This window comes from Mycobacterium sp. ITM-2016-00317, from assembly GCF_002968295.1.
Classification (GTDB): domain Bacteria; phylum Actinomycetota; class Actinomycetes; order Mycobacteriales; family Mycobacteriaceae; genus Mycobacterium.
In genome coordinates, this window is record NZ_CP134399.1 from 1,676,961 (window position 1) to 1,699,019 (window position 22,059).

Sequence of the window (22,059 nt, forward strand, 5' to 3'; positions counted from 1 at the left end):
GTGCGCCTCGCGTTCTTCTACGGCGCGTTCTTTTTGGACGGGGAAACAGCACAGCGCCTATGCGGATCGCGGAGCCGCGATCTGCATAGGCGCTGGAGCAGGAGAAGCGAGCGGACCTCGGTCAGACGGTGTACTCGTCGGCCACGCTCAGCGCGGCGTCGAGGATCCGAAGTCCTTCGGCGACTTCGTCATCGGTGACGTTGCACGGCGGCACCGCGTGGATCCGGTTGAAGTTCGCGAAGGGCAGCATGCCGCCGGACTTGCACGCCGCCAGCACCGCGGCCATCGCGGGGCTGGATCCGCCGTAGGGCGCGAGCGGCTCGCGGGTCGCCTGGTTGGCGACCAGTTCGATCGCCCAGAACACCCCGAGGCCGCGGACCTCGCCGACGGAACGGTGGCGGGCGGCGAGATCCCGCAGGCCCGGGCCGAGGATCTGCTCGCCGATGCGGGCCGCGTTGGCGACCATGCCCTCGTCCTCCATGGCGTTGATCGTCGCGACCGCACAGGCGGCGGCCAGCGGATGCCCGGAGTAGGTGAGACCGCCCGGGTAGGCGCGGTCGGCGAAGGTCGAGTAGATCGCGTCGTTGATCGCGACGCCGCCGAGCGGGACGTAGCCGGAGGTGACGCCCTTGGCGAAGGTGATCAGATCCGGCACCACGTCGAAGTTCTCGATCGCGAACCACTTACCGGTACGGCCGAATCCGGCCATCACCTCGTCGGCGATGAACACGATGCCGTGGCGATCGCAGATCTCTCGGACACCGGCCATGTATCCGGGCGGGGGCACCATGATGCCGGCCGTTCCGGGAACCGATTCGAGGATGATCGCCGCGATCGTCGACGGGCCTTCCATCTGGATCAGACGATCGAGATGTTCCAGCGCCCGCTGGGTTTCCTGCTCCTCGGTGTCGGCGTGGAACGTGGAGCGATAGAGGAACGGGCCGTTGAAGTGCACGATGCCGGCGTTGCCGTGGTCGTTGGGCCAGCGGCGGGGGTCACCGGTGAGGTTGATCGCGGTCTCGGTGCCGCCGTGGTAGGAGCGGTAGCGCGACAGCACCTTGTAGCGGCCGGTGTGCAGCCGGGCCATCCGCACCGCGTGCTCGACGGCGTCGGCGCCGCCGTTGGTGAAGAACACCCGATTCAGGTCGCCCGGCGTGCGCTCGGCAACCAGCCGGGCCGCCTCCGAGCGCGCGTCGTTGACGTGCTGAGGCGCGATCGTGCACAGAGTCGCGGCCTGCTCTGCGATGGCGGCCACGACCTTCGGGTGCTGATGGCCGATGTTGGTGTTCACCAACTGCGACGAGAAGTCGAGCAGCTTGTTGCCGTCACCGTCCCACACGTAGGACCCCTGCGCGGCCAGCACCGTCATCGGCTTGATCTGCGCCTGCGCCGACCACGAGTGGAACACGTGCTTGCGATCGAGCTCGTAGGCGCGTTGCCCGCGGGCGATCGCGGCGTCGAGGTCTTCGCCGGTGGGCAGCGCGGCGCTCGAGGTGGGCTGTTCGGTGATGGTCACTGGCGATCCTTCGACGAGAAAGTGAGTGCGGGGCGGGATATGGGACCCGCGTGGCAGGGGATGGGGCTCACCACCGCGAGCGTGCGTGTTCTGCGGGCGACACACCGGGTGTCGGCTGCAGACACGCACGCTCGCGCAGTGGTGTTGGGGGTCAGGCGTTTTCGGGGAAGCCGAGGTTGATGCCGCCGTGGCTGGGGTCGAGCCAGCGGGTGGTGATGGCTTTCTGGCGGGTGAAGAACTGCACGCCGTCCATGCCGTGGGCGTGGCTGTCGCCGAATAGGGAGGCTTTCCAGCCGCCGAAGCTGTAGTAGGCCATCGGGACGGGGATGGGGACGTTGATGCCGACCATGCCGACCTCGACCTCGTTCTGGAACTTGCGGGCTGCGCCGCCGTCGTTGGTGAAGATCGCGGTGCCGTTGCCGTAGGGGTTGGTGTTGATCAGTTCCAGGGCCTGCTCGTAGGTCTCGACACGGACCACTGACAGGACGGGGCCGAAGATTTCGTCGGTGTAGACGCTCATGTCGGGGGTGACGTTGTCGAGCAGGGTGGGGCCCAGCCAGAACCCGTCAGCGCCGCCGTCGGCGGATACGGTGCGGCCGTCGACGACGACTTTGGCGCCGGCGGCTTCGCCGGCGTCGATGTAGGAGGCGACTTTGTCGCGGTGGGCCTTGGTGACCAGGGGGCCCATGTCGGAGTCCTTGGTGCCGTCACCGATCTTGAGGCCGGTGGTGCGTTCGGTGATCTTGGCGACCAGGTCGTCGGCGATCGGTCCGACGGCCACACACGCCGAGATCGCCATGCAGCGTTCCCCGGCCGAGCCGAACCCGGCGTTGACCATGGCGTCGGCGGCCAGGTCCAGGTCGGCGTCGGGCAGGATCACGGCGTGGTTCTTGGCCCCGCCCAGAGCCTGGACGCGCTTGCCGGCGGCGGTGCCGGTGGCGTAGACGTACTGGGCGATCGGGGTGGACCCGACGAAGGACACGGACTTGATCTTGGGGTTGGTGAGCAGTTCGTCGACGGCGGTCTTGTCGCCGTGCAGCACGTTGAACACCCCGGCGGGCAGGCCGGCTTCTTTCCACAGGTTGGCCAGCCACAGCGAGGCCGACGGGTCCTTCTCGCTGGGCTTGAGCACGACGGTGTTGCCGGTGGCGATGGCGATGGGGAAGAACCACATCGGGACCATGGCGGGGAAGTTGAACGGGGAGATGATCGCGACCGGGCCCAGGGCCTGGCGGATGGAGTGCACGTCGACGTTGGTCGAGGCGTTCTCGGTGAACCCGCCCTTGAGCAGGTGGGGGATGCCGCAGGCGAACTCCACGACTTCCTGGCCGCGCGACACTTCGCCCAGGGCGTCGGAGACGACCTTGCCGTGTTCGGCGGTGATGATCTCGGCCAGCTCACCCTTGCGCTCATTCAACAGCTCGCGGAAGGCGAACAGGATCTGGGTGCGCTTGGCCAGGGAGGTGTCGCGCCAGGCCGGGAACGCCGCAGCAGCGGCATCGATCACCTTCTGAGCGTCGGCGACCGAGGCCAACGCGACCTGACCGGTCACCGCCCCGGTGGCCGGATTCGTCACCGGCGCCGAAGCGCCACCGTTGCCCGCGAACAGGGCGTTGTCGACCCAATGGGAGATGGTCGTCGTCATGAAATGGCTCCTCGTCGCCTCGTCATCTGCCGGCGTCGTGCACCGGGGGTGCATCCAGTGTGGAGCCGCGCGGGCGCGCTGCGCCCTTGCACTCCGTATCGATCTCGCGCGCGCTGCTTACACTATGTAAATGGCGATCACTGTGGGAGAGGTCATCGATCTCCCCGTCGTGCAGCGTGGGTCACCGGAGGTCCTGAGCGCGTGTCGCTGGTCGGAGCCGGTGCGTTGGCTCCATGTCGGCGGGGTGGCCGATCTGTCGTCCCTGCTGCAGGGCGGTGAGCTGGTGCTGACCACCGGTTCAGGGCTCGGAGGCAAGCCGAAACGCTATCTGCAGGGTCTCGCCGACGCCGGCGCCCTCGGAGTCGTCGTCGAGCTCGGATCGACGACGACGGCGCCGCCACAATCCCTGACAGCACTGGCCAACGAACTCGATCTCGCGTTCGTCGTGCTCCATCGACAGATCCGGTTCGTCGACGTGACCGAGGTCGTGCACCGCCGCATCGTCGCCGAGCAATACGAGGAGGTCGCGTTCGACCGGCGCGTCCACGAGGCGTTCACCGAACTCAGCATGAAGCGTGCCTCGGTGGCCGGGATCGTCGACGCCGCCGCACGCATCCTCGATCTCCCCGTCGTGCTGGAGGACCTCGCGCACCAGGCCATCGCGGTGTCGGCCAGCGGTGCCAAGACAGCTGCGCTACTCGATGACTGGGAGAACAGATCGCGTCGCACCCGAACAACCGGCGGCGGACCCGAACAGTGGGCGCTCACCGCGGTCGGGCCGCGGGGCGAGGAGTGGGGCCGGCTGATCGTGCCGCTGCCCGCCACCGACCGGCCGCGGGTGACGATGGTGCTCGAGCGTGCGTCGGCGGCGTTGGCGCTCAACCGCATGGTCGAACGGAACAACACCGGACTCCATCAGCAGGCGCAGAGCGGACTGATCGACGACGTTCTGCAGGGTCGTGTCGCCGACGAACGGGAAGCCGCAGCGCGCGCCCACGCCCTGGGGCTGTGCAAGGCGACACGCTACTTCCCGCTCGTGGTGAGCGTCGAGCGCACCGGTGTGGCAGCCGATCCACTCGTCGCGCAACGGCGCAACGTCACACTGCTCGACGCCGTCGCGCACACCGTGAACGCCGCCGGCCACACCGGGGTGTTCTCCAGCCGCCGCGACGGAGAGATCGGGGCGTTGCTGGCGCTGAACGCCACCCGCGGGGGGGTGGACAAGGCGCTCGCCGATCTCGGTGCACGCCTGCGCACCGACCTCCGCCGGGTCGACGGGGTGACCCGTTCGGTGTGCGCGGTGGGCGCCGCCGAGGCCGAGATCACCGACGCGATCCGCGGGCTCGGAGAGGCCGGTCACGTCGCGGAGGTCGCGCTCGCGATGCGGGACAGTTCACGGCCGTACTTCCGGGCCTCCGACGTGCGGCTGCGCGGGTTGATGACATTGCTGCGTGACGATCCGCGGGTGCAGCGGTTCGCCGAGACAGAACTCAAGCCACTGCTCGATGTCGGTGCCGCCGCGGACCTCGACGTGCTCCGTGAATACCTGAGCATGGCGGGCAACAAAGCCGCCCTGGCACAACGGCTGCACATCAGCCGGCCTGCCCTCTACAAACGGCTGGCCGCCATCGGACAGACCCTGGGCGTCGACCTCGACGACGCCGAATCGATGACGTCGCTGACGGTGGCGCTGATGGTGCTCGATGCGCGGCAGCGCATCGAGCCCGCCAGCCTGGCCGACGGCAACTGATCAGTTCGTCGACGACAACGACCGCGACGGCCGCCAGGCCACGAAACCGAGCACGAGCCCCACGAACGGGATCGCGGCCAGGATGGTGCTCAATGTCGCGCTGCCGCCGGTGACCAGCGTGAAGTTCGACAGCACCAGCCAGAGGCTGGCCAGCAGGCCGGCGACCGCCACGGCCGGGGCGATCCGCGTCGTCCAGAGCCGTCCGGACACGCGGTCCCGCGCCCGCAGGAAGAACACCAGCACGGCGATCGAGGTGGTGAGCATCAGCGTCACCATGCCGACGGTCGCGACACCGGCCATCGAACCGAACACCCCGACCAGTGGATCGATGCCGAGGAGTGCCAACACCGCGATGATGACCGCGGCGGTCAGGGTCTGCACCACCGACGAGAACGACGGCGACTCGTGCAGGTCATGCACCTTCGCCAGCCGTGCCGGCAGCAGTCCCTTGCCTGCCAGTACGAACTGATAGCGGGCGATCACGTTGTGGAACGACAGCACGCAGGCGAACAGGCTGGTCAACAGCAGGACGTTGACGATGTCGCGACCGACGGTGCCCAACATGTCACCGGTGGTGTCGAGCAGCATGTTGCCCTCGCCGTCGAGGGTCCGCTGCGCCACCGCGCCCACCTGGTCCGGCCCGATGGCAACCACGAAGGCCCACACCGTGATCGCGTAGAAGGCGCCGATGAGGATCACTGCGGCATAGGTGGCGCGGGGGATCGTGCGTGCCGGCTCGCGCGCCTCGTCGCGGAACACCGCGGTGGACTCGAACCCGATGAACCCGGTCAGCGCGAACAGGATCGCGATGCCGATGGTGCCGCTGGTGAACACGGCCGGATCGAAGGAGGCGAACGTGATCCCAGCCGGACCGGGGTTGGCGACCATCACGACGTCGAGCACCACGACGATGCCGATCTCCAGCGCCAGCGCCACCCCCAGCACTTTCGCGCTGAGCTCGATGTGCCGGTAACCCAGCACGGCGACGACCGCGAGAACGGCGAAAGAGTAGACGGGCCACGGGATCACAGGCCCGCCGTAGTGGATCACGGTGTCGTTGATGGCCCAGCCGATGTAGCCGTAGATCCCGATCTGGATGGCGGTGTAGGCGATCAGCGCGACCACCGCGACGCCCTTGCCCATCCGCTCGCCCAGACCCACCGTCACGTAGGAGAAGAACGCGCCCGCTTCAGGCACGTGCGGCGTCATCGTCACGAATCCGACGCTGAACACCAGCAGGACGAGTGCGGCGATGACGAAGCCCATCGGCGCGCCGGCGCCGTTGCCCAGTCCCATGGCCAACGGCATGTTGCCGCCGATCACGGTCAGCGGGGCGGCCGCCGCGACGACCATGAACACGATGCCGACGGGGCCGAGGTGCCCGGTGAGGCGCCGCCCCTCGGTGCGGGTGGGTGCAGTGGTCACGAGATCTCCTGAGACGAAGGGGGGTTGATATCCAGCGCCTGCCGCAGCAGGCCGTGATCGAGAGCGTGGGCGGTGAAGCCGTTGTGGCCGGTCATCGTGGTCGCGGCCACCATCGCGTTGACGATGGCCTCCTCGGTGGCCTCGATCGTCAGATCGAACAGCCGGGTCATCAGCTGGGGCGCGACCATCCGCACCGCCACTTCGGGCCGGGAAACGTTGACGTCCTCGTCCCACGCGTACGGCGGGATTCCGCGATTGCCTGTGGAGAACGCCAGCATGAGGTCGCCGCTGTACTGCTCGCCGGTGCCGCCCAGGCGACCCACCGCCAGCGCCGCGCGCTGTGCCAGCCGGGTGCACTGATGGGGGAGAAGGGGCGCATCGGTGGCGACGATGACGATGATCGACCCCGACCCGGGCTCGTAGCGGGGCGGCAGGTCCGGCAGTGGAACCTCCGAGGGGCCGATGAGTTCGCCGACGGGGACGCCGTTGATCCGGAGTCGTTCGCGCCGGCCGTGATTGGCCTGGACCAGCACGCCCACCGTGTACCTGCCGGTGGCGGTATCGGTGACCCGCGACGAGGTGCCGATGCCGCCCTTGAAACCGTGGCAGATCATGCCGGTGCCGCCCCCGACATTGCCCTCGGCGGGCGGCGCGGCCGAGGCGCTGTCGAGCGCGGAGCGCACGTGCTCCGGCCGGACATGGAAGCCGTTGATGTCGTTGAGCAGGCCGTCGTAGGTCTCACCCACCACCGGCAGCGACCAGTAGAGCCCCTCGCCGCGGGCGCGCACCTGGGCCGCCACCAGCTCGTCGCGCACCACGCCGACGCTGTGGGTGTTGGTCAGTCCGATGGCGGTGGTCAGCTCGCCGGACTCGCGGATCCACTCCAGGCCGGTCAGTTCGCCGCTGCCGTTGAGCCGGTGGGAGCCGGCGAACACCGGCTCGGTCCAGATGTCGTCGTGTGGGACGACCACGGTCACGCCCGTGTGGACGGCCGGGGGACCGTCGGCATCGAGGGTCGTGTGCCCGACCCGCACGCCTGCGACGTCGGTGATGGCGTTGGCAGGTCCGGTGGGGTGTTCCCCGATCACCAGGCCCAGGTCTCTGGCACGCACTCGGTGGGCTCGTTTCTTCCGATTCTTTTCCTAAGTGGAAAAGAACTATGCGCCCGTGTGGTGCGCCGCGCAAGCGGAACGGCAGAATATCTTCGACGAGGAGCCGACAGCGGAGGAGGTGACCACGTCGTGGGGCGGCCGAATCGGCAGGAAGAACGGCGCGGCGACATCATGGATGCCGCGATCGCGCTGATCGAACACCACGACGTGGCCACCCTCAAGCTGGCCGACGTCGCCGCCGAACTCGGTCTGACGACCAACGCGGTGCGCTACTACTTCAAGGACATGTCGCAACTGTTGTCGGAGTTGGCGCTGCGCTCCGACGTCCGGTTCTACGACGACCGGCAGCGACTGGCCGCCGAGGCCGCGGACCCCCCGGCGCAGCTGGCGGTGACCATCGCCGCGGGTCTGCCCAGCGGACCTGAGGACGCCGAGTGGCGTGCCATCTGGCGCGCCGTCCTGGCCGCCGGTTTCGAACTCGACCGGCGCGCCGATGTGCAAGGCATCTACCACCGTCAGGTCGGCCTCTACGCCGATCTGCTGGCCGCCGGCGCGGAATCCGGGGCGTTCACGCTGACGCATCCGGCCGACGACATCGCGATGACGCTGATGGGGATGGAGGACTACTTCGGATACCGCATCGTGGCGCGGGACCCGCAGATCCACCGGCCGACCGCGCTGCGACTCATGCGCCAGTACGCCGAATTGGCCACCGGCGCAACGCTTCCCGAGACGGTCTGACGTCCCCTCTTGGCCCACCTGAGATCGCCGGCCCCGGTTCCGTGCAACCCCGACCCGGGGATGTTCCCCGCACACGGCTATAACTACAGTGATGCTGATCGGACTGTCGACGCCCGTCGTGGTGCAAACCCCGGCGGCGGCAAGTTCCTGGGAGGCCGGCGCCGGTATCGAAGACGTCGCCCGCATCGCCGAAACCGCGGACCGACTCGGCTTCGATTTCCTGACGTGTTCGGAGCATGTGGCGGTTCCTGTCGAGGACGCCGCTGTCCGCGGTTCGGTGTACTGGGATCCGCTGGCCACCCTCGGATTTCTGGCGGCCCGGACCAGCCGCATCCGGCTGGCCACCTCGGTGCTGGTCCTTGGTTATCACCATCCGCTGGAGATCGCGAAGCGCTACGGCACCCTGGACCGGGTCAGCGGCGGGCGGCTGGTCCTCGGCGTCGGCGTCGGCTCGTTGCGTGCGGAATTCGATCTGCTCGGCGCGGCGTGGGAGGACCGCGGTGCCAGGGCCGACGACGCGATCCGCGCGCTGCGTGCTTCGCTGTCTACGCCCGAGCCCTCCTACCAGGGCGAGTTCCACCGCTACCGGGGAATGACGGTCGAACCTCACGCCGTGCAGCCGCGGGTACCGATCTGGGTGGGCGGACGCAGCAGGCGTTCGCTGCGTCGCGCGGTCGGACTTGCCGACGGCTGGATGCCCTTCGGCTTACGACCCGCCGAGATCGCCGAGATGCTGGCCGGTGTCCATATTCCGGACGGTTTCGACGTCGTGCTGCCGGTCGGTCCGCTCGATCCACGCGCCGGCGACGAATGCCTGCGCCGGTTGCGGACGTTACGCTCGGCCGGGGCCACGGGCGTCACCTGTTCGGTGGCCGCGTCCTCGGTCGAGGATTACTGCGACCAACTCGCCGGCCTGCGTGCTCTCGTGGACGAGTTGTGACGCCGTGCGCCCAGCCACCCCGGGAAGGAAGCATCGATGACAAGTGAGCCGGAGGCCCTCGAAACCCGTTTGCGGCGAATGGAACAGCGCCTGCAGGCCCTCGAGGACGAGCGGGAGATCGCGCGTCTGATCGCGAGTTACGGTCCGAGCGTGGACGCCGCGGATGCGGTTGCGGCAGCGGCACTGTGGAGCGCCGACGGCACTTACGACGTCGAGGGCTGGCACATGTCAGGCCGCGACGACGTTGCGGCGATGGTGGATTCGGATCACCACCGTCATCTGGTTGCCAACGGGTGCGCCCACTTCCTCGGCCCGGCAGTGGTCACCGTCCGCGGAGACGACGCCGTCGCGGTGTGCGAGTCCCTGGTGGTGCTGCGGGCAGACGACGGTTATCCGCAACGGGAGCCCCGGGCGACCCGAGACGGGGTGCCCGGGCCGGAGTACGTGGTCTGGCGCGCGGCCGCCAATCATTTCCGGTTGTGTCGCGTCGACGGACGCTGGAAGGTGGCGGCACGCACAAGTCGCCTGCTCGACGGGAGACCCGCGGCCCACGAGCTGCTCACCGCGGGGGTCGCCGGCCGGACCGTGTGACGGCGTGCGGGGAGCTGAACCGCGGTATCCGTCGCCGGGCCCTGCGAGTCCGTACGGTGGAGGCAACCCGTAGCAGCTCCACGAAGAAGGCAGCGATGGCCGACTCGCAGATCAGCCGCAGAGCACTGCTGGCGGGTCTGGGGTGCGCGGTCGGAACCCTGGCGTCGGCCTCGTGCTCGGGCCCGGTCCCCGATGCACCCACCGTCGCGGCGCCGCCGGGCCTCACGTTCGACCCAGCCGCATTCTCCGAGAAGACCACCACCGTCGCGACCGCCGCAGGCGACAAGCAGGTCACCTATCGGTTCTTCGGCCCGATCACCTACGTCGCGAATCCGGTCGACGCGGACTACCAGAGCCTGGTGGTCAGCGTGCCGACGGCCATCGACGGGCGAGCCGTCGACGCCACCGGCGCACCGATTGTCTTCGCCAACTCGGTGGGCGGCTATCTGCCGGCCTCGGTCAAGGACGTCACCGGCGTCGGCGAGGCGGGCAGGAGGGGGCCCCCACCCCCGGGCTGCCCGGCGGCGAGGTGACACCCGGCGGCAACGCCATGGTCGACGCCCGCGGCGACTTGGTGAGCCTCGCTGCGCTGGCGGTGGCGGCCGGCTACGTCGCAGTCGAACCAGGCTGTCGCGGAAGGACTCTGGTCACCCCCGACGGCGTCTGCTACGGCACCGCCCCGGCTGCGGTCGTCGACCTCAAAGCCGCCGTCCGGTACCTCCGGTCGAACGCGGCCACGATGCCGGGTGACACCGACCGCATCGTGTCCACCGGCACCAGCGCCGGCGGTGCGCTCTCGGCGCTGCTCGGCGCGTCCGGCGACAGTCCGCTCTACGCCGGTTACCTCGACGACCTGGGTGCAGCCGATGCCGGCGACGCGATCTACGCCAGCGGTGCGTGGTGTCCCATCACCGACCTCGAACACGCCGACGGCGCCTACGAGTGGAACTGGGGTGCCAATCCGCTGTCCACCGGCGGACAGGTCGACAGGGAGGTGTCCGCAGCGCTCGGCGCGCAGTTCGCGGAGTACCTGAAGGCCGCGGAGATCCACGGCCTCAACGACTTCGGCGTCTTGAATGCCGCCAACTACCCGCACTACCTACTCGAGCACTCACTGCAGCCCGCCGCCACCACCTATCTGACGAACCTCACCGAGCACGACCGCGCCGGGTACCTCGCGCAGAACCCGTTCATCACCTGGACGGCCGGTGAAGCGACGTTCGACTGGACCGGCTTCGTCGGACACGTCGGCACCCGACGCAAGACCGCGCCCGCCTTCGACGCCTTCGACCTGTCCACCGCAGAGAACAACCTGTTCGGCGCGGGCACCGTCGCCGCGCGCCACTTCACCGCCTACAGCGCGGCCCGAAACACCGACGGCGCGGTGCCGCTGGCGGCAGGCATCCCCGAACTGTGCGATCTGATGAACCCGATGTACCACCTGTCCCGAGCTGAAACCGAGGTGGCGCCGCACTGGTGGATCCGCGTCGGCACCAGCGACACCGACACCGCGCTGAGCGTGTCGGCCAACCTGGCCGCCGCAGCGGCCGCCGCCGGCGCCTCGGTCAGCCACCGCATGTACTGGGATGAAGGGCACGGCGCGAACCCCGACGCCGCGGAGTTCATCACGTGGATCGACCGGATCTCCCGGTGATCAGAGTCGCACCAGCGCGAACGGATAGGTGAACGTGCCGCCCGGTGCGCCGTCGCAGCCTGCGCCGAACGACGAGGTCAACGTCCCCTGCAACGTCGCGGCATCCCAGTCGTACACGTCGCGGGTCGGGATCACCGGACCGTAATAGACGTTTCCGCACCGCAATCCGTCGGGGACGTCGACGGTGAGGGTGTACCTGCCGTCGGCGAGGCGGGCGTCGCCGCTGTACTCGAACGCCCTCGCGGTCGGCATCGGTATCGCCTTGATGTGGGCGCAGTCCTCGGCAGCGGGGATGCAGTAGGTCACCGCCCACGTCCAGGTGTGGAAGTCGTACCGTCCCTGGATGTTCAGCGAATAGTTCGCGAAGAACGGCGCCGCCTGCGCCGCCGGCGCGGCCCAGGCCAGCGTGAGCACCGCCACCGCCGCCCAGCCGACTCTGTGCATATTCATGGTGTGTCCTTTGGATATTCGGGCGCGGCGCCGATCACATGTGCGAGCCGCCGTCGATGCGGACCTCGGTGCCGGTGATGAAGTACGCGTCGTGACTGCCGAGCATCGCCACCACGCCGGCGACGGCGTCCGGGGCGGCGAAGATCGCGCCGCCGTCCAGTGGCAGCATCGGCGCGACCTTACCGAACAGCGTGTAGTCGGCGTCCTCGGGCAGACCGGGCCCGATGCTCTGCCGGGATGCGCCGGTGCCGTCGGTCATACCGGACGAAATAGAGCCGGGCTGAACGCAATTGAACCGGATGCCCGCCTTGGCGAACTCCAGGGCCCATGAGTGGGTCATCGCCAGCACCCCGCCCTTGGACGCGGCGTAGGCGGCCATGTAGGGGTGGGCGAACTGCGCCGAGGTCGAGCTGAAGTTGACCACGGCAGGGCCGCTGCCCTTGTGCAGCGCCGCGATCGCCTCGCGGGTGACCAGGAACGTCCCGATCAGGTTGATGCGCAGCACCTGCTCGAAGTCGGCCAGCGTGGTGTCCGTCAGGTGCGCCGACCGCAGGATCCCTGCGGCGTTGACCAGTGTGTCCAATCCGCCCAGCGCCGTGATCGCCTCGGCCACCCCGGCCGACACAGAGGCTTCGTCGCCGACATCCATCACGACCGTGGTCAGGCCGGTGCCGAGAGCGCCGGCCTTCTCCACGGTGTCGGCGAGACCGTCGGCGCTGATGTCGGCGGCCGCCACCCGGCCGCCCTCGCCGAGAATGCGCAGCACGCACGCCTGCCCGATGCCCGAACCGCCGCCGGTGACGAGCACCCGTCGATCGGCGTAACGCACCAGGGAGGACGACCCTGCCGAGGTAGAGGACACAGCGCAACTCCTGTCGGTTCGAGGCGGTCGCTGTCGAGTGTGACACCGGCCGTCCACGTTCACGTGCGATCGGAGCGCAGTGCCGGGTGCTTCCCGGTGGATGGGACGGGGTGTGTCCCACGCCACGGCCAGCTGTCAACGTGTGTCTCGCCGCGCAGTCGGCAGGGTTTCAGTCGGTATCGAAGAAGGGTTCGGCGGCACATGGTGAACAAGGCCGCGGACCGCTGGTCCATCGGACTGCCGGCGCTGAGCGCCGGGATGTCCGGGCCCATGCAGGGCGTCGGGGGACTGCTGTCGATGTCCGCCGACGCCGTGAAGTTCTTGTTCCGGCGCCCGTTTCAGGGCAGCGAATTCCTGCTGCAGTCCTGGTTCGTGGCACGGGTGTCCCTGGCGCCCACCCTGCTCGTCGCCATCCCGTTCACCGTCCTGGTCAGCTTCACGCTGAACATCCTGCTCAGTGAACTCGGTGCCGCCGACCTGTCCGGTGCCGGGGCCGCGTTCGGCGCGGTCACCCAGGTGGGTCCCATGGTCACGGTGCTCATCGTGGCCAGCGCGGGGGCGACCGCGATGTGCGCCGACCTCGGGTCGCGCACGATCCGCGAGGAGATCGACGCGATGGAGGTGCTGGGCATCAACCCGGTGCAGCGCTTGGTCACCCCGCGCATGCTGGCCTCCGGCCTGGTGGCGCTGCTGCTCAACAGCCTGGTGGTGATCATCGGGATCGTCGGCGGCTACGTCTTCTCGATCTTCGTGCAGGGGGTCAACCCGGGTGCGTTCGCTGCGGGCATCACGCTGCTCACCGGGGTGCCCGAGGTGATCATCTCCTGCGTCAAGGCCGCGCTGTTCGGCCTGATCGCCGGTCTGGTGGCGTGCTACCGCGGGCTGAGCATCACCAGCGGCGGCGCCAAGGCAGTCGGCAACGCGGTCAACGAGACCGTCGTGTACGCCTTCATGGCGCTGTTCGTCGTCAACGTCGTCGTGACGGCGATCGGCATCCAGATGACGTCGGGTTAGGGGGCGGCGATGGCGGCGATACGCGCACTGCACCCGCGGCTGGCCCAGCAGGCAGGCCGGCCGGTCGACACCCTGGGCCGGATCGGGGACCACACGGCGTTCTACGGCCGTGCACTCGCCGGTGTCCCGCATGCAGCGGTGCACTACCGGCGTGAGATCGTCCGGCTGATCGCCGAGATCAGCATGGGGGCAGGCACTCTGGCGATGATCGGCGGTACGGTCGTCATTGTCGGGTTCCTGACGCTGGCAGCCGGCGGCACCCTGGCCGTGCAGGGCTACAGCTCGCTCGGCGACATCGGCATCGAAGCGCTGACCGGCTTCTTGGCCGCGTTCATCAACGTGCGGATCTCCGCACCGGTGGTGGCAGGAATCGGATTGGCCGCGACGTTCGGCGCGGGCGTCACCGCACAACTGGGCGCGATGCGCATCAACGAGGAGATCGACGCGCTGGAGACGATGGGGATCCGCCCGGTCGAATACCTGGTCAGCACCCGCATCGTCGCAGGCATGATCGCGATCGCGCCGCTGTACTCGATCGCGGTGATCCTGTCGTTCGCCGCGAGCAAGGTGACCACCGTATTGCTGTTCGGGCAGTCGGCCGGCCTGTACAACCACTACTTCACCACCTTCCTCAACCCCCGGGACCTGCTGTGGTCCTTCCTCCAGGCGATCCTGATGGCGATCGCGGTCCTGTTGGTGCACACCTATTTCGGCTACTTCGCCAGGGGCGGACCTTCAGGGGTCGGCGTGGCGGTCGGTAACGCCGTCCGGACCTCGCTGATCGTCGTGATCTCGGTGACGCTGCTGGTGTCCCTGTCGATCTACGGCGCCAACGGCAACTTCAACCTGTCGGGTTAGCGGGGGGAGCAACTGATGGCAGCGAATCGACGTTCCGGACGTCCACTGATCGGTCTGGCCACGGTGCTCGCAGTGGTCGCGGTGATCGCGGTCGCGGTGGGCCTGTTCCGCGGCAGCTTCACCAGCACAGTCCCCGTCACCGTCCTGACCCACCGCGCCGGCCTGGTGATGAACGCCGATGCGAAGGTGAAATGGCATGGTGCGCAGGTTGGTTCGGTGCAATCCATCGCGGCACTGCCGGACGGCAGGGCCGCGATCGAGTTGGCGATGGACCCGTCCTACCTCGACATCATCCCGTCGGACGTCCGGGTGGACATCGCCTCGTCGACGGTGTTCGGATCGAAGTACGTGGACCTGGTGCCCCCGGCCGTGTCCTCACCGCAGCCGCTGCAGGCGGGCCAGATCCTGAACGCCGAGCACGTCACCGTCGAGATCAACACGGTGTTCGAGCAACTGTCCTCGGTGCTGGCGAAGATCGAGCCCGCCAAGCTGAACCAGACCCTCGGTGCGCTGGCCACCGCGCTGGACGGCCGCGGTGACCAGATAGGGCAGACCATGTCGGACTTCGACGCCTTCCTCGCCAAGATCGAACCGAGCCTGCCGGCCATGGAGCACGAACTCACGGTGGCCCCCGTGGTCATCGGCACCTACGCCGACGTCGCGCAGGATCTCGTCGACACCGTCGAGGCCGCCACCACGGTCGGTGAGACCCTCGTGGCAGAACAGGAACACCTGGACAGGCTGCTGGTCAGCGTGATCGGGCTGTCCGACATCGGCAACGAGGTGGTGGGCGGCAACCGCCAGGCCATCAGCAACGTGATGGAACTGCTGGTGCCCACCACCGACCTGCTGAACCAGTACCACGAGGCGCTCAACTGCGGCCTCGGTGGCGCCGTCCAGTTGGCCAAGGCGCCCGGTACCCCGGTGCCGGGCGGCCTGCTGCTGCAGACGATCGTGCTCGGCCAGGAACGCTACCGCTACCCGCAGAACCTGCCGAAGGTCGCGGCCAAGGGCGGTCCCCAGTGCACGGATCTGCCGAAAGTCGGCTTCCAGAAGCATCCGCCGTTCGTCATCACCGACGTCAACGCCAACCCCGCGCAATACGGAAACCAGGGCATCGTGCTGAACTCCGACGGCCTCAAACAGCTTCTGTTCGGCCCGATCGACGGGCCGCCGCGCAACGGCGGACAGATCGGGCATCCGGGATGACGGACGTGGGCAAGGCCGCGACCAAGTTCGCGGCGTTCGGGCTCACGATGGTGCTGCTGACCGTCGGACTCTTCATGATCTTCGGCGAGTACCGGTCGGGATCGGCCAACCGGTACTCGGCCGTCCTCGCCGACTCCTCCAGCCTGGAGAGCGGAGACTCGGTGCGGGCCGCCGGGATTCGGGTCGGAACCGTCAGGGCCGTCGCGCTGCAGGACGACGGCACCGTGGTGGTCGACTTCGACGCCGACGACAACGTCCGGCTCACCGAGAGCACCAAGATCGCGGTGCGGTATCTGAACCTCGTCGGGGACCGATACCTGGAGCTTCTCGACGAACCCGGCACGGCGAAGATCCAGCCCCCCGGCTCCCGGATCGGTGTGGAACGCACCGAGCCCGCACTGAGCCTCGATCTGCTGCTGGGCGGCCTCAAACCCGTCATCCAGGGACTGAACCCCGCCGATGTCAACGCGCTGACGGGCTCACTGATCCAGATTCTGCAAGGGCAGGGCGGAAACCTGGAGTCGTTGTTCAGCAGAACGTCCTCGTTCACCAACGCGCTGGCCGACAACGGACAGACCGTCGAACGGCTCATCGACACCCTCAACGACACCATCACCACGGTCGCCGCGGACGGGGAGAACTTCTCCACCGCCATCGACCGGCTCGAACAGCTGGCCACCGGGCTCGCCCAGGACCGCGACCCGATCGGTGCAGCCATCACCGCGCTGGACGACGGCACCGCGTCACTGGCCGGTCTGCTGACCGAGGCCCGGCCGCCACTGGCGGGCACGGTCGACGAGTTGAACCGGCTGGCGCCACTGCTGTCGAACGAAACCGATTTGGCCCGGCTGGATCTGACGTTGCAGAAAACCCCACAGAACTATCGCAAGCTGGTCCGGCTGGGCTCCTACGGAAGCTGGCTGAACCTGTACATCTGCGGAGTCTCGATCCGGGTCAGCGACCTGCAGGGAAGGACCGCGCACTTCCCGTGGGTCATCCAAAACACCGGAAGGTGCGGTGAGCCCTGATGCAGAAGTACCGCGGATCTTCGCTCATCCGAGCCGGTTTCCTCGGCGTGGTCCTCATCGCGCTCGTGATCACCGTGGGCCTGCAGCCCCAGCAGCTGTGGGCGATGGCGACCTCGGTGCGGTACCAGGCGGTGTTCGCCGAAGCCGGCGGACTGACGTCGGGCAACGACGTGAAGGTGTCGGGGGTGACGGTGGGCTCCGTCTCCGACGTCGAACTCGCGCGCGGCACAGCGCTCGTCACGTTTGCGGTGAACAGCGCGGTGCGCGTCGGCAGCGACACCACCGCCACCGTGGGCATCTCGACCGTGCTGGGGGAGCGGGTGCTGGTGCTCAAACCGGCGGGCAGCGAGGGCCTCGGCACGATGGGTGTCATCCCGCTGAACCGCACCGGTTCGCCCTACTCGCTGACCGATGCGGTGGGGGAATTCACCTCCAACACCGAAGCCACCGACACGGCCGCGATCAACCAGTCCCTGGACACGTTGTCCGACACCATCGAACGGATCGCGCCGCAGCTGGCGCCGACGTTCGACGGGGTGTCGCGGCTGTCGAAATCGCTGAACAGCCGCAACGAGTCGCTCGGCGCTCTGCTGGACGCCGCCTCCGACGTCACCGGCGTGCTGTCCGAGCGCAGCGCCCAGGTCAACACATTGCTGCTCAACGCCAACGACCTGCTGGCGATGCTGCAGGAACGCCGGTACGCGATCGTCAACCTGCTCGCGAGCACCACCGCGGTGGCGCAACAACTGTCGGGGATGGTGGCCGACAACGAGCAGGAACTCGCGCCGACCCTGGAGAAGCTGAACACGGTCTCGGAGATGCTCGAACGCAACCGGGACAACATCACGGCCTCCCTCAAAGGCCTCGCCAAATACCAGGTCACTCAAGGTGAGGCCGTGAACAACGGGTTCTACTACAACGGGTTCGCGTCGAATCTGCTGCCCGGCCCGGCGATCCAGCCGTTCCTGGACTACGCGCTCGGTTTCCGCCGGGGCGTGGACGCCGGGCAACCCCCGGACAATGCCGGGCCGCGCGCCGAGTTCCCCTGGCCCTACAACGGTATTCCCGGAGGGTCGCGATGACCGGACGACTGAAGCGGGCGCCGCGCGTGCGGGCGCTGCTGCTGGCCGCACTGGCCGTGATCGCCGTGGCGGGCGCCGGAGTGATCGTGTACCGGCACTTCTTCAGCCCGTACACCGTGACTGCGTACTTCCGCTCGGCCACGGCGATCTACGCCGGAGACGACGTGCGGGTCGCCGGGGTGCGGGTGGGCACGATCGAGTCCATCGAACCGCAGGGCACCAGCGCGAAGCTGACGCTGGCCATCGACCACGATGTGCCGATTCCCGTGGACGCCGAGGCGATCATCGTGGCGCCCAACCTGGTGTCGGCCCGGTACGTCCAGTTGACGCCGGCGTGGGGCGCGACACCGGAGACCAGCGGGCCGACGATGGCCCACGGCGCCGAGATCGGTCAGGACCGCACGGCGGTGCCGGTGGAGTGGGACGAGATCAAAGAGCAGCTGACCCGCTTGGCCACCGAACTGGGTCCGCGCGGCGGGGTCTCGGAGACCTCGCTCGGACGGTTCATCGACACCACCGCCGACGCGATGGCCGGCAACGGGGACAGGTTGCGCGACACCATCACCCAGCTGTCCGGCGTCGGGCGCATCCTGGGCGAGGGCAGCGGCGACATCGTCGAGATCATCACGCATCTGCAGACGTTCGTCACCGCGTTGCGCGACAGCAACGTTCAGATCGTGCAGTTCCAGGACCGGTTGGCCGATGTCACCGGCGTCGTGAACGGCAGCCGCTCCGAACTCGATTCAGCGATCACCAAGTTGTCCGAAGCCGTCGGCGAGGTCCGGCGGTTCGTCGAGGGCTCGAGGAGCCAGACCGCCGAACAGGTGCAACGCCTCGCCAACGTGACGCAGGTGCTGGCCGACGACAGCACGGTGCTCAAGAACATCCTGCACGCCGCGCCGAATGCGCTCGTCAACGGCTACAACATCTACAACCCCGACAGCGGGGGACCGCGCGGCTCCTTCGCGATGAACAACTTCGCCAACCCCGTGTCCCTGATCTGCTCGTCGATCGCCGCGGTCGAGAACGTCACCGCCGAAGAGTCCGGCAAGGCGTGCGCGCAGTACCTCGGACCCGCGCTGCGGTTGATGAACTTCAACTACCTGCCGATGCCGTTCAACGCCTACCTGGGGCCTGCGCCGCAGAACGTGATCTACTCCGAGCCCGGGCTCGCCCCGGGCGGAGGGGGGACCCCGCCTGCGCCGGCCGAGATACCCCCTGCGGTGTCCGCCTACACCGGCGCCGGAGACGTTCCGCCGCCGCCGGGATGGACGGATCCACCGCGCCAGCCCGGCGCCTTCGCACCCGGCGGACTGCCCGCCAACCCGTCGCCTGCGCTGTATCCCGGCGCGCCGATCCCACCCGGGGTGCCCGGCCTGCCACCCGCGCAGCCGAAGCCGACCTCCATCGCCGAGATGATGCTGCCCGCCGAGGCCGCGGCGACGCCGTCAGAAGGGAACCCGTGATGGCACGTCCCGTCAGCCGGCAGACGCGCCGATGGGCGGCGCTGGCCTGCGCTGTGGCGCTGACCGCCACGGGATGCTCCTTTGACGGGCTGAACTCCCTTCCGCTGCCGGGCACCGTCGGCACCGGACCGGACGCCGTCGTCTATCGCCTGAAACTCGCCAATGTGGGCTCGCTGGAATCCAATTCGCCGGTGATGCTGAACGACGTCGTGGTCGGCGCGGTGCGCGACATGACCTTCGACGACTGGCACGCCGAGGTCGACGTCTCGGTGAAGCCCGACGTGGTGGTGCCGGCCAACGCGGTCGCCACCGTCGGGCAGACCAGCCTGCTCGGCTCGATGCACGTGGCCCTCGACCCGCCCGTCGGGGAGGAGCCCACGGGTCGGCTGCAGCCAGGCGCGTCGGTCCCGCTGAACAGGTCCTCCACGTATCCGTCGACCGAGCAGACGTTGTCCTCGTTGTCGGTGGTCGTCAACGGTGGCGGGCTCACCCAGATCGGTGACATCATCAGCAACTTCAGCGCCGCACTCGACGGGCGCCAGGACCAGATCCGCAGCCTGCTCACCCGGATGAACGACGTCGTCGGCATCCTCGACGGCCAGCGCGACAACATCAACGCCACGATCGACGCGCTGCACCGGCTGACCACGACGTTCGCCGGCCAGCGGGAAGTGCTCACCGCGGCACTGAAGCGCATCCCCGAAGCCCTGGAGGTGCTCAACCGGCAACGGCCGCGCATCGTGACCGCGATGCAGAAGCTCGGCGAGTTCAGCGACACTGCAACGCATCTGATCGACGAGTCGCAGGACGACATCGTGCGCAATCTGCGCAACCTCGACCCGGCGGTGCGTGCCCTCGCCGACGTCGGGCCCGATCTGGCGACGGCGCTGTCGTTCCTGCCGACCTATCCCTATACGCAGGAGTTCATCGACCGGGGCATCCGGGGCGATTACATGAACCAGTTCATCGTCTTCGATTTCACGATCCCGCGCCTCAAGAGCGGCATGTTGCTGGGCACCCGGTGGGGCGAGCCGGGCGCCTCGCTGGTACCGGCCCCCGGGGATCCGTGGTACTCGTCGTACACGCTCGACCCGCTCCAGGCTCCGGTGACACCGGTCCCGACGGAGGTCGCGACCCTGCCCCCGCTCATCGATCCGCCGGCCACGGGCGGGCAACCTGCCGAAGGCGGCAACTGATGCTGACACGTTTCGTCCGGATCCAGTTGATCGTGTTCTCGATCGTCTCCGTGGTGGGGCTGTCGACGATGGTGTTCGGCTACCTGCAAGCCCCGATGCTGCTCGGCATCGGCCGCATCGCGGTGACCCTGCACCTGCCGAACACCGGCGGCCTGTACGAATTCTCGAACGTCACCTACCGCGGAGTCGAGGTCGGCAAGGTCACCGGAATCCGGCCGACGAACGAAGGTGTCACGGTCACCATGTCGCTGAAGACCTCACCCCGGATCCCGGCCGACCTGAAAGCCAACGTGCGCAGCGTCTCCGCGGTCGGCGAGCAGTACGTCGACCTCGAGCCGCGCTCGGACGACGGTCCCTTCCTGGAGGACGGTTCGGTGGTCACCGGTGACCAGACCTCGATCCCGCAGGCCGTCGGCCCGATGCTGGACCAGATGAGCGCCCTCGTCGACAGCATCCCCACCGGCACGCTGAGTGGTCTGCTCGACGAATCGTTCAAGGCACTCAACGGAACCGGCTACGACCTCGGCTCGCTGCTCGACTCGTCGGCACGACTGGCCGCCGACGCCAACGCCACCGGTGACCAGGTCCGCACCCTGATCGACGACAGCCGGCCGCTGCTCGACGGTCAGGCCGACAAGGCCGACGCGATAACCACGTGGGCGCGCAGCCTGGCCGGGATCACCAGGCAGGTCGCCGATAACGACCAGGCCGTCCGCACCATCCTGCAGACGGGTCCGGATGCCGCCGACGAAGCGAGCCGGTTGCTCGACGAGGTCAAGCCGACGCTGCCGGTGCTGCTGGCCAACCTGACCGCCGTCGGCCAGGTCGGTGTCGCCTACCATCCGTCGCTGGAACAACTGCTGGTGCTGCTGCCTCCGTATCTGGCCGCAACCCAGTCCTACGGCTCCTCGCTGAACAACCCGACCGGCATGGCGCTGTCGGAATTCACGCTCACCCTGGGAGATCCGCCCGCCTGCACGGTCGGCTTCCTGCCACCGTCGTCGTGGCGCTCGCCGGCCGATCTGACCGACGTGGACACCCCCGACGGCCTGTACTGCAAGCTGCCGCAGGATTCGCCGATCGGTGTGCGCGGGACCAGGAACTTCCCGTGCATGGAGCAGCCCGGCAAGCGCGCGCCCACGGTCGAGATCTGCGAGAGCGACAAGCCGTTCGAACCGCTGGCGATGCGCCAGCATGTGACCGGGCCGTACCCGATCGATCCCGCGCTGATCGCGCAGGGCGTCCCGCTCGACGACCGGGTCACCTTGGACGAGGGGATCTTCGGGCCGCCCGCGGGCACACCGGTGCCCGAACCCGCTGCCGGTGGTGCGCTTCCCGTCGCGCCGAGCGCTATCGACACCGCGGACGGCGGACCGTCCGTCGCGGTCGCCACCTACAACCCGGAGACCGGACAGGTCGCGGCCCCGGACGGGACGGTGTTCACGCAGTCGAATCTTGCGGCGTCGAACCCCGCGCCCACAGCACCCGCCGGCTGGCAGGACCTGTTCCCCAGGTGAGCA

At 68.5% G+C, this 22,059-nt stretch carries 20 protein-coding genes; 14 read left to right on the forward strand and 6 right to left on the reverse strand.

The window, feature by feature from the left end; translation table 11 throughout:
* Positions 1-121: 121 nt before the first annotated feature.
* Positions 122-1,516, reverse strand: coding sequence for an aspartate aminotransferase family protein (locus C6A87_RS07995; RefSeq protein ID WP_311116743.1), 1,395 nt, complete (start codon positions 1,514-1,516; stop codon positions 122-124).
* Positions 1,517-1,667: 151 nt separating this feature from the next.
* The gene (locus C6A87_RS08000) at positions 1,668-3,161 is read right to left on the reverse strand and encodes a CoA-acylating methylmalonate-semialdehyde dehydrogenase (protein ID WP_311116744.1); all 1,494 of its coding nucleotides are present in this window, start codon (positions 3,159-3,161) and stop codon (positions 1,668-1,670) included.
* A 130-nt stretch (positions 3,162-3,291) separates the two neighbouring features.
* Between C6A87_RS08000 and C6A87_RS08005 the strand changes: the two genes are divergently transcribed.
* Positions 3,292-4,911: a PucR family transcriptional regulator gene (locus C6A87_RS08005; RefSeq protein ID WP_311116745.1), complete on the forward strand. Its 1,620-nt coding sequence runs from the start codon at positions 3,292-3,294 to the stop codon at positions 4,909-4,911.
* Here the strand turns inward: C6A87_RS08005 and C6A87_RS08010 are convergent, their stop codons facing one another.
* Both C6A87_RS08010 and C6A87_RS08015 read right to left on the reverse strand, forming a co-directional pair.
* Positions 4,912-6,264 (reverse strand): APC family permease, encoded by a 1,353-nt coding sequence (locus C6A87_RS08010; RefSeq protein WP_311117852.1) that lies wholly within the window; start codon positions 6,262-6,264, stop codon positions 4,912-4,914.
* Between the two features lie 68 nt (positions 6,265-6,332).
* Entirely contained in the window at positions 6,333-7,448 is a 1,116-nt protein-coding gene (locus C6A87_RS08015; RefSeq protein WP_311116746.1) for a P1 family peptidase, read from the reverse strand.
* A gap of 129 nt (positions 7,449-7,577) precedes the next feature.
* Between C6A87_RS08015 and C6A87_RS08020 the strand changes: the two genes are divergently transcribed.
* The 5 genes from C6A87_RS08020 to C6A87_RS08040 all read left to right on the forward strand — a co-directional run bounded on the left by C6A87_RS08020 (position 7,578) and on the right by C6A87_RS08040 (position 11,374).
* On the forward strand, positions 7,578-8,189 hold the full coding sequence (locus tag C6A87_RS08020; RefSeq protein WP_311116747.1) for a TetR family transcriptional regulator: 612 nt from the start codon (positions 7,578-7,580) through the stop codon (positions 8,187-8,189).
* 91 nt (positions 8,190-8,280) lie between these two features.
* Positions 8,281-9,129 (forward strand): TIGR03619 family F420-dependent LLM class oxidoreductase, encoded by an 849-nt coding sequence (locus C6A87_RS08025; RefSeq protein ID WP_311116748.1) that lies wholly within the window; start codon positions 8,281-8,283, stop codon positions 9,127-9,129.
* 36 nt (positions 9,130-9,165) lie between these two features.
* The gene (locus C6A87_RS08030) at positions 9,166-9,720 is read left to right on the forward strand and encodes a nuclear transport factor 2 family protein (RefSeq protein ID WP_311116749.1); all 555 of its coding nucleotides are present in this window, start codon (positions 9,166-9,168) and stop codon (positions 9,718-9,720) included.
* 95 nt (positions 9,721-9,815) lie between these two features.
* Positions 9,816-10,253: a hypothetical protein gene (locus C6A87_RS08035; RefSeq protein WP_311116750.1), complete on the forward strand. Its 438-nt coding sequence runs from the start codon at positions 9,816-9,818 to the stop codon at positions 10,251-10,253.
* A complete protein-coding gene (locus tag C6A87_RS08040; protein ID WP_311116751.1) occupies positions 10,250-11,374 on the forward strand; it encodes a subtype B tannase in 1,125 nt (374 codons plus the stop codon). Before C6A87_RS08035 ends, C6A87_RS08040 begins: the two co-directional genes overlap by 4 nt.
* Here the strand turns inward: C6A87_RS08040 and C6A87_RS08045 are convergent, their stop codons facing one another.
* On the reverse strand, positions 11,375-11,818 hold the full coding sequence (locus C6A87_RS08045) for a hypothetical protein (RefSeq protein WP_311117853.1): 444 nt from the start codon (positions 11,816-11,818) through the stop codon (positions 11,375-11,377).
* Positions 11,819-11,858: 40 nt separating this feature from the next.
* On the reverse strand, positions 11,859-12,686 hold the full coding sequence (locus tag C6A87_RS08050; protein WP_311116752.1) for an SDR family oxidoreductase: 828 nt from the start codon (positions 12,684-12,686) through the stop codon (positions 11,859-11,861).
* Between the two features lie 201 nt (positions 12,687-12,887).
* On the opposite strand from C6A87_RS08050, the gene C6A87_RS08055 reads away from it, so the two are divergent.
* Genes C6A87_RS08055 through C6A87_RS08090 form a run of 8 tightly spaced genes read left to right on the forward strand, consistent with a single transcriptional unit; the run spans position 12,888 to position 22,056 of the window.
* The gene (locus C6A87_RS08055; protein ID WP_311116753.1) at positions 12,888-13,700 is read left to right on the forward strand and encodes an ABC transporter permease; all 813 of its coding nucleotides are present in this window, start codon (positions 12,888-12,890) and stop codon (positions 13,698-13,700) included.
* A 9-nt stretch (positions 13,701-13,709) separates the two neighbouring features.
* Positions 13,710-14,558 (forward strand): ABC transporter permease, encoded by an 849-nt coding sequence (locus C6A87_RS08060; RefSeq protein ID WP_311116754.1) that lies wholly within the window; start codon positions 13,710-13,712, stop codon positions 14,556-14,558.
* 15 nt (positions 14,559-14,573) lie between these two features.
* On the forward strand, positions 14,574-15,767 hold the full coding sequence (locus C6A87_RS08065; protein ID WP_311116755.1) for an MCE family protein: 1,194 nt from the start codon (positions 14,574-14,576) through the stop codon (positions 15,765-15,767).
* Positions 15,764-16,795, forward strand: coding sequence for an MCE family protein (locus C6A87_RS08070; protein WP_311116756.1), 1,032 nt, complete (start codon positions 15,764-15,766; stop codon positions 16,793-16,795). Before C6A87_RS08065 ends, C6A87_RS08070 begins: the two co-directional genes overlap by 4 nt.
* Positions 16,795-17,877, forward strand: coding sequence for an MCE family protein (locus C6A87_RS08075; RefSeq protein WP_311116757.1), 1,083 nt, complete (start codon positions 16,795-16,797; stop codon positions 17,875-17,877). The genes C6A87_RS08070 and C6A87_RS08075 overlap by 1 nt, the downstream gene beginning before the upstream one ends.
* Entirely contained in the window at positions 17,874-19,343 is a 1,470-nt protein-coding gene (locus C6A87_RS08080) for an MCE family protein (protein ID WP_311116758.1), read from the forward strand. The genes C6A87_RS08075 and C6A87_RS08080 overlap by 4 nt, the downstream gene beginning before the upstream one ends.
* Complete coding sequence (locus tag C6A87_RS08085; RefSeq protein ID WP_311116759.1) at positions 19,343-20,539, forward strand: MCE family protein; 1,197 nt, start codon at positions 19,343-19,345, stop codon at positions 20,537-20,539. Before C6A87_RS08080 ends, C6A87_RS08085 begins: the two co-directional genes overlap by 1 nt.
* Entirely contained in the window at positions 20,539-22,056 is a 1,518-nt protein-coding gene (locus C6A87_RS08090; RefSeq protein ID WP_311116760.1) for an MCE family protein, read from the forward strand. The genes C6A87_RS08085 and C6A87_RS08090 overlap by 1 nt, the downstream gene beginning before the upstream one ends.
* Positions 22,057-22,059 lie beyond the last annotated feature (3 nt).

Bases quoted from the DNA above. Each gene is read 5' to 3' on its own strand.
- C6A87_RS08090 (WP_311116760.1), top strand. From the start codon at position 20,539: ATGCTGACACGTTTCGTCCGGATCCAGTTGATCGTGTTCTCGATCGTC.
- C6A87_RS08085 (WP_311116759.1), top strand. From the start codon at position 19,343: ATGGCACGTCCCGTCAGCCGGCAGACGCGCCGATGGGCGGCGCTGGCC.
- C6A87_RS08030 (WP_311116749.1), top strand. From the start codon at position 9,166: ATGACAAGTGAGCCGGAGGCCCTCGAAACCCGTTTGCGGCGAATGGAA.
- C6A87_RS08055 (WP_311116753.1), top strand. From the start codon at position 12,888: ATGGTGAACAAGGCCGCGGACCGCTGGTCCATCGGACTGCCGGCGCTG.
- C6A87_RS08075 (WP_311116757.1), top strand. From the start codon at position 16,795: ATGCAGAAGTACCGCGGATCTTCGCTCATCCGAGCCGGTTTCCTCGGC.
- C6A87_RS08065 (WP_311116755.1), top strand. From the start codon at position 14,574: ATGGCAGCGAATCGACGTTCCGGACGTCCACTGATCGGTCTGGCCACG.
- C6A87_RS08045 (WP_311117853.1), bottom strand. From the start codon at position 11,818: ATGCACAGAGTCGGCTGGGCGGCGGTGGCGGTGCTCACGCTGGCCTGG.
- C6A87_RS08025 (WP_311116748.1), top strand. From the start codon at position 8,281: ATGCTGATCGGACTGTCGACGCCCGTCGTGGTGCAAACCCCGGCGGCG.
- C6A87_RS08035 (WP_311116750.1), top strand. From the start codon at position 9,816: ATGGCCGACTCGCAGATCAGCCGCAGAGCACTGCTGGCGGGTCTGGGG.
- C6A87_RS08080 (WP_311116758.1), top strand. From the start codon at position 17,874: ATGACCGGACGACTGAAGCGGGCGCCGCGCGTGCGGGCGCTGCTGCTG.
- C6A87_RS08070 (WP_311116756.1), top strand. From the start codon at position 15,764: ATGACGGACGTGGGCAAGGCCGCGACCAAGTTCGCGGCGTTCGGGCTC.
- C6A87_RS08010 (WP_311117852.1), bottom strand. From the start codon at position 6,264: ATGGTCGTCGCGGCGGCCGCCCCGCTGACCGTGATCGGCGGCAACATG.
- C6A87_RS08005 (WP_311116745.1), top strand. From the start codon at position 3,292: ATGGCGATCACTGTGGGAGAGGTCATCGATCTCCCCGTCGTGCAGCGT.
- C6A87_RS08060 (WP_311116754.1), top strand. From the start codon at position 13,710: ATGGCGGCGATACGCGCACTGCACCCGCGGCTGGCCCAGCAGGCAGGC.
- C6A87_RS08000 (WP_311116744.1), bottom strand. From the start codon at position 3,161: ATGACGACGACCATCTCCCATTGGGTCGACAACGCCCTGTTCGCGGGC.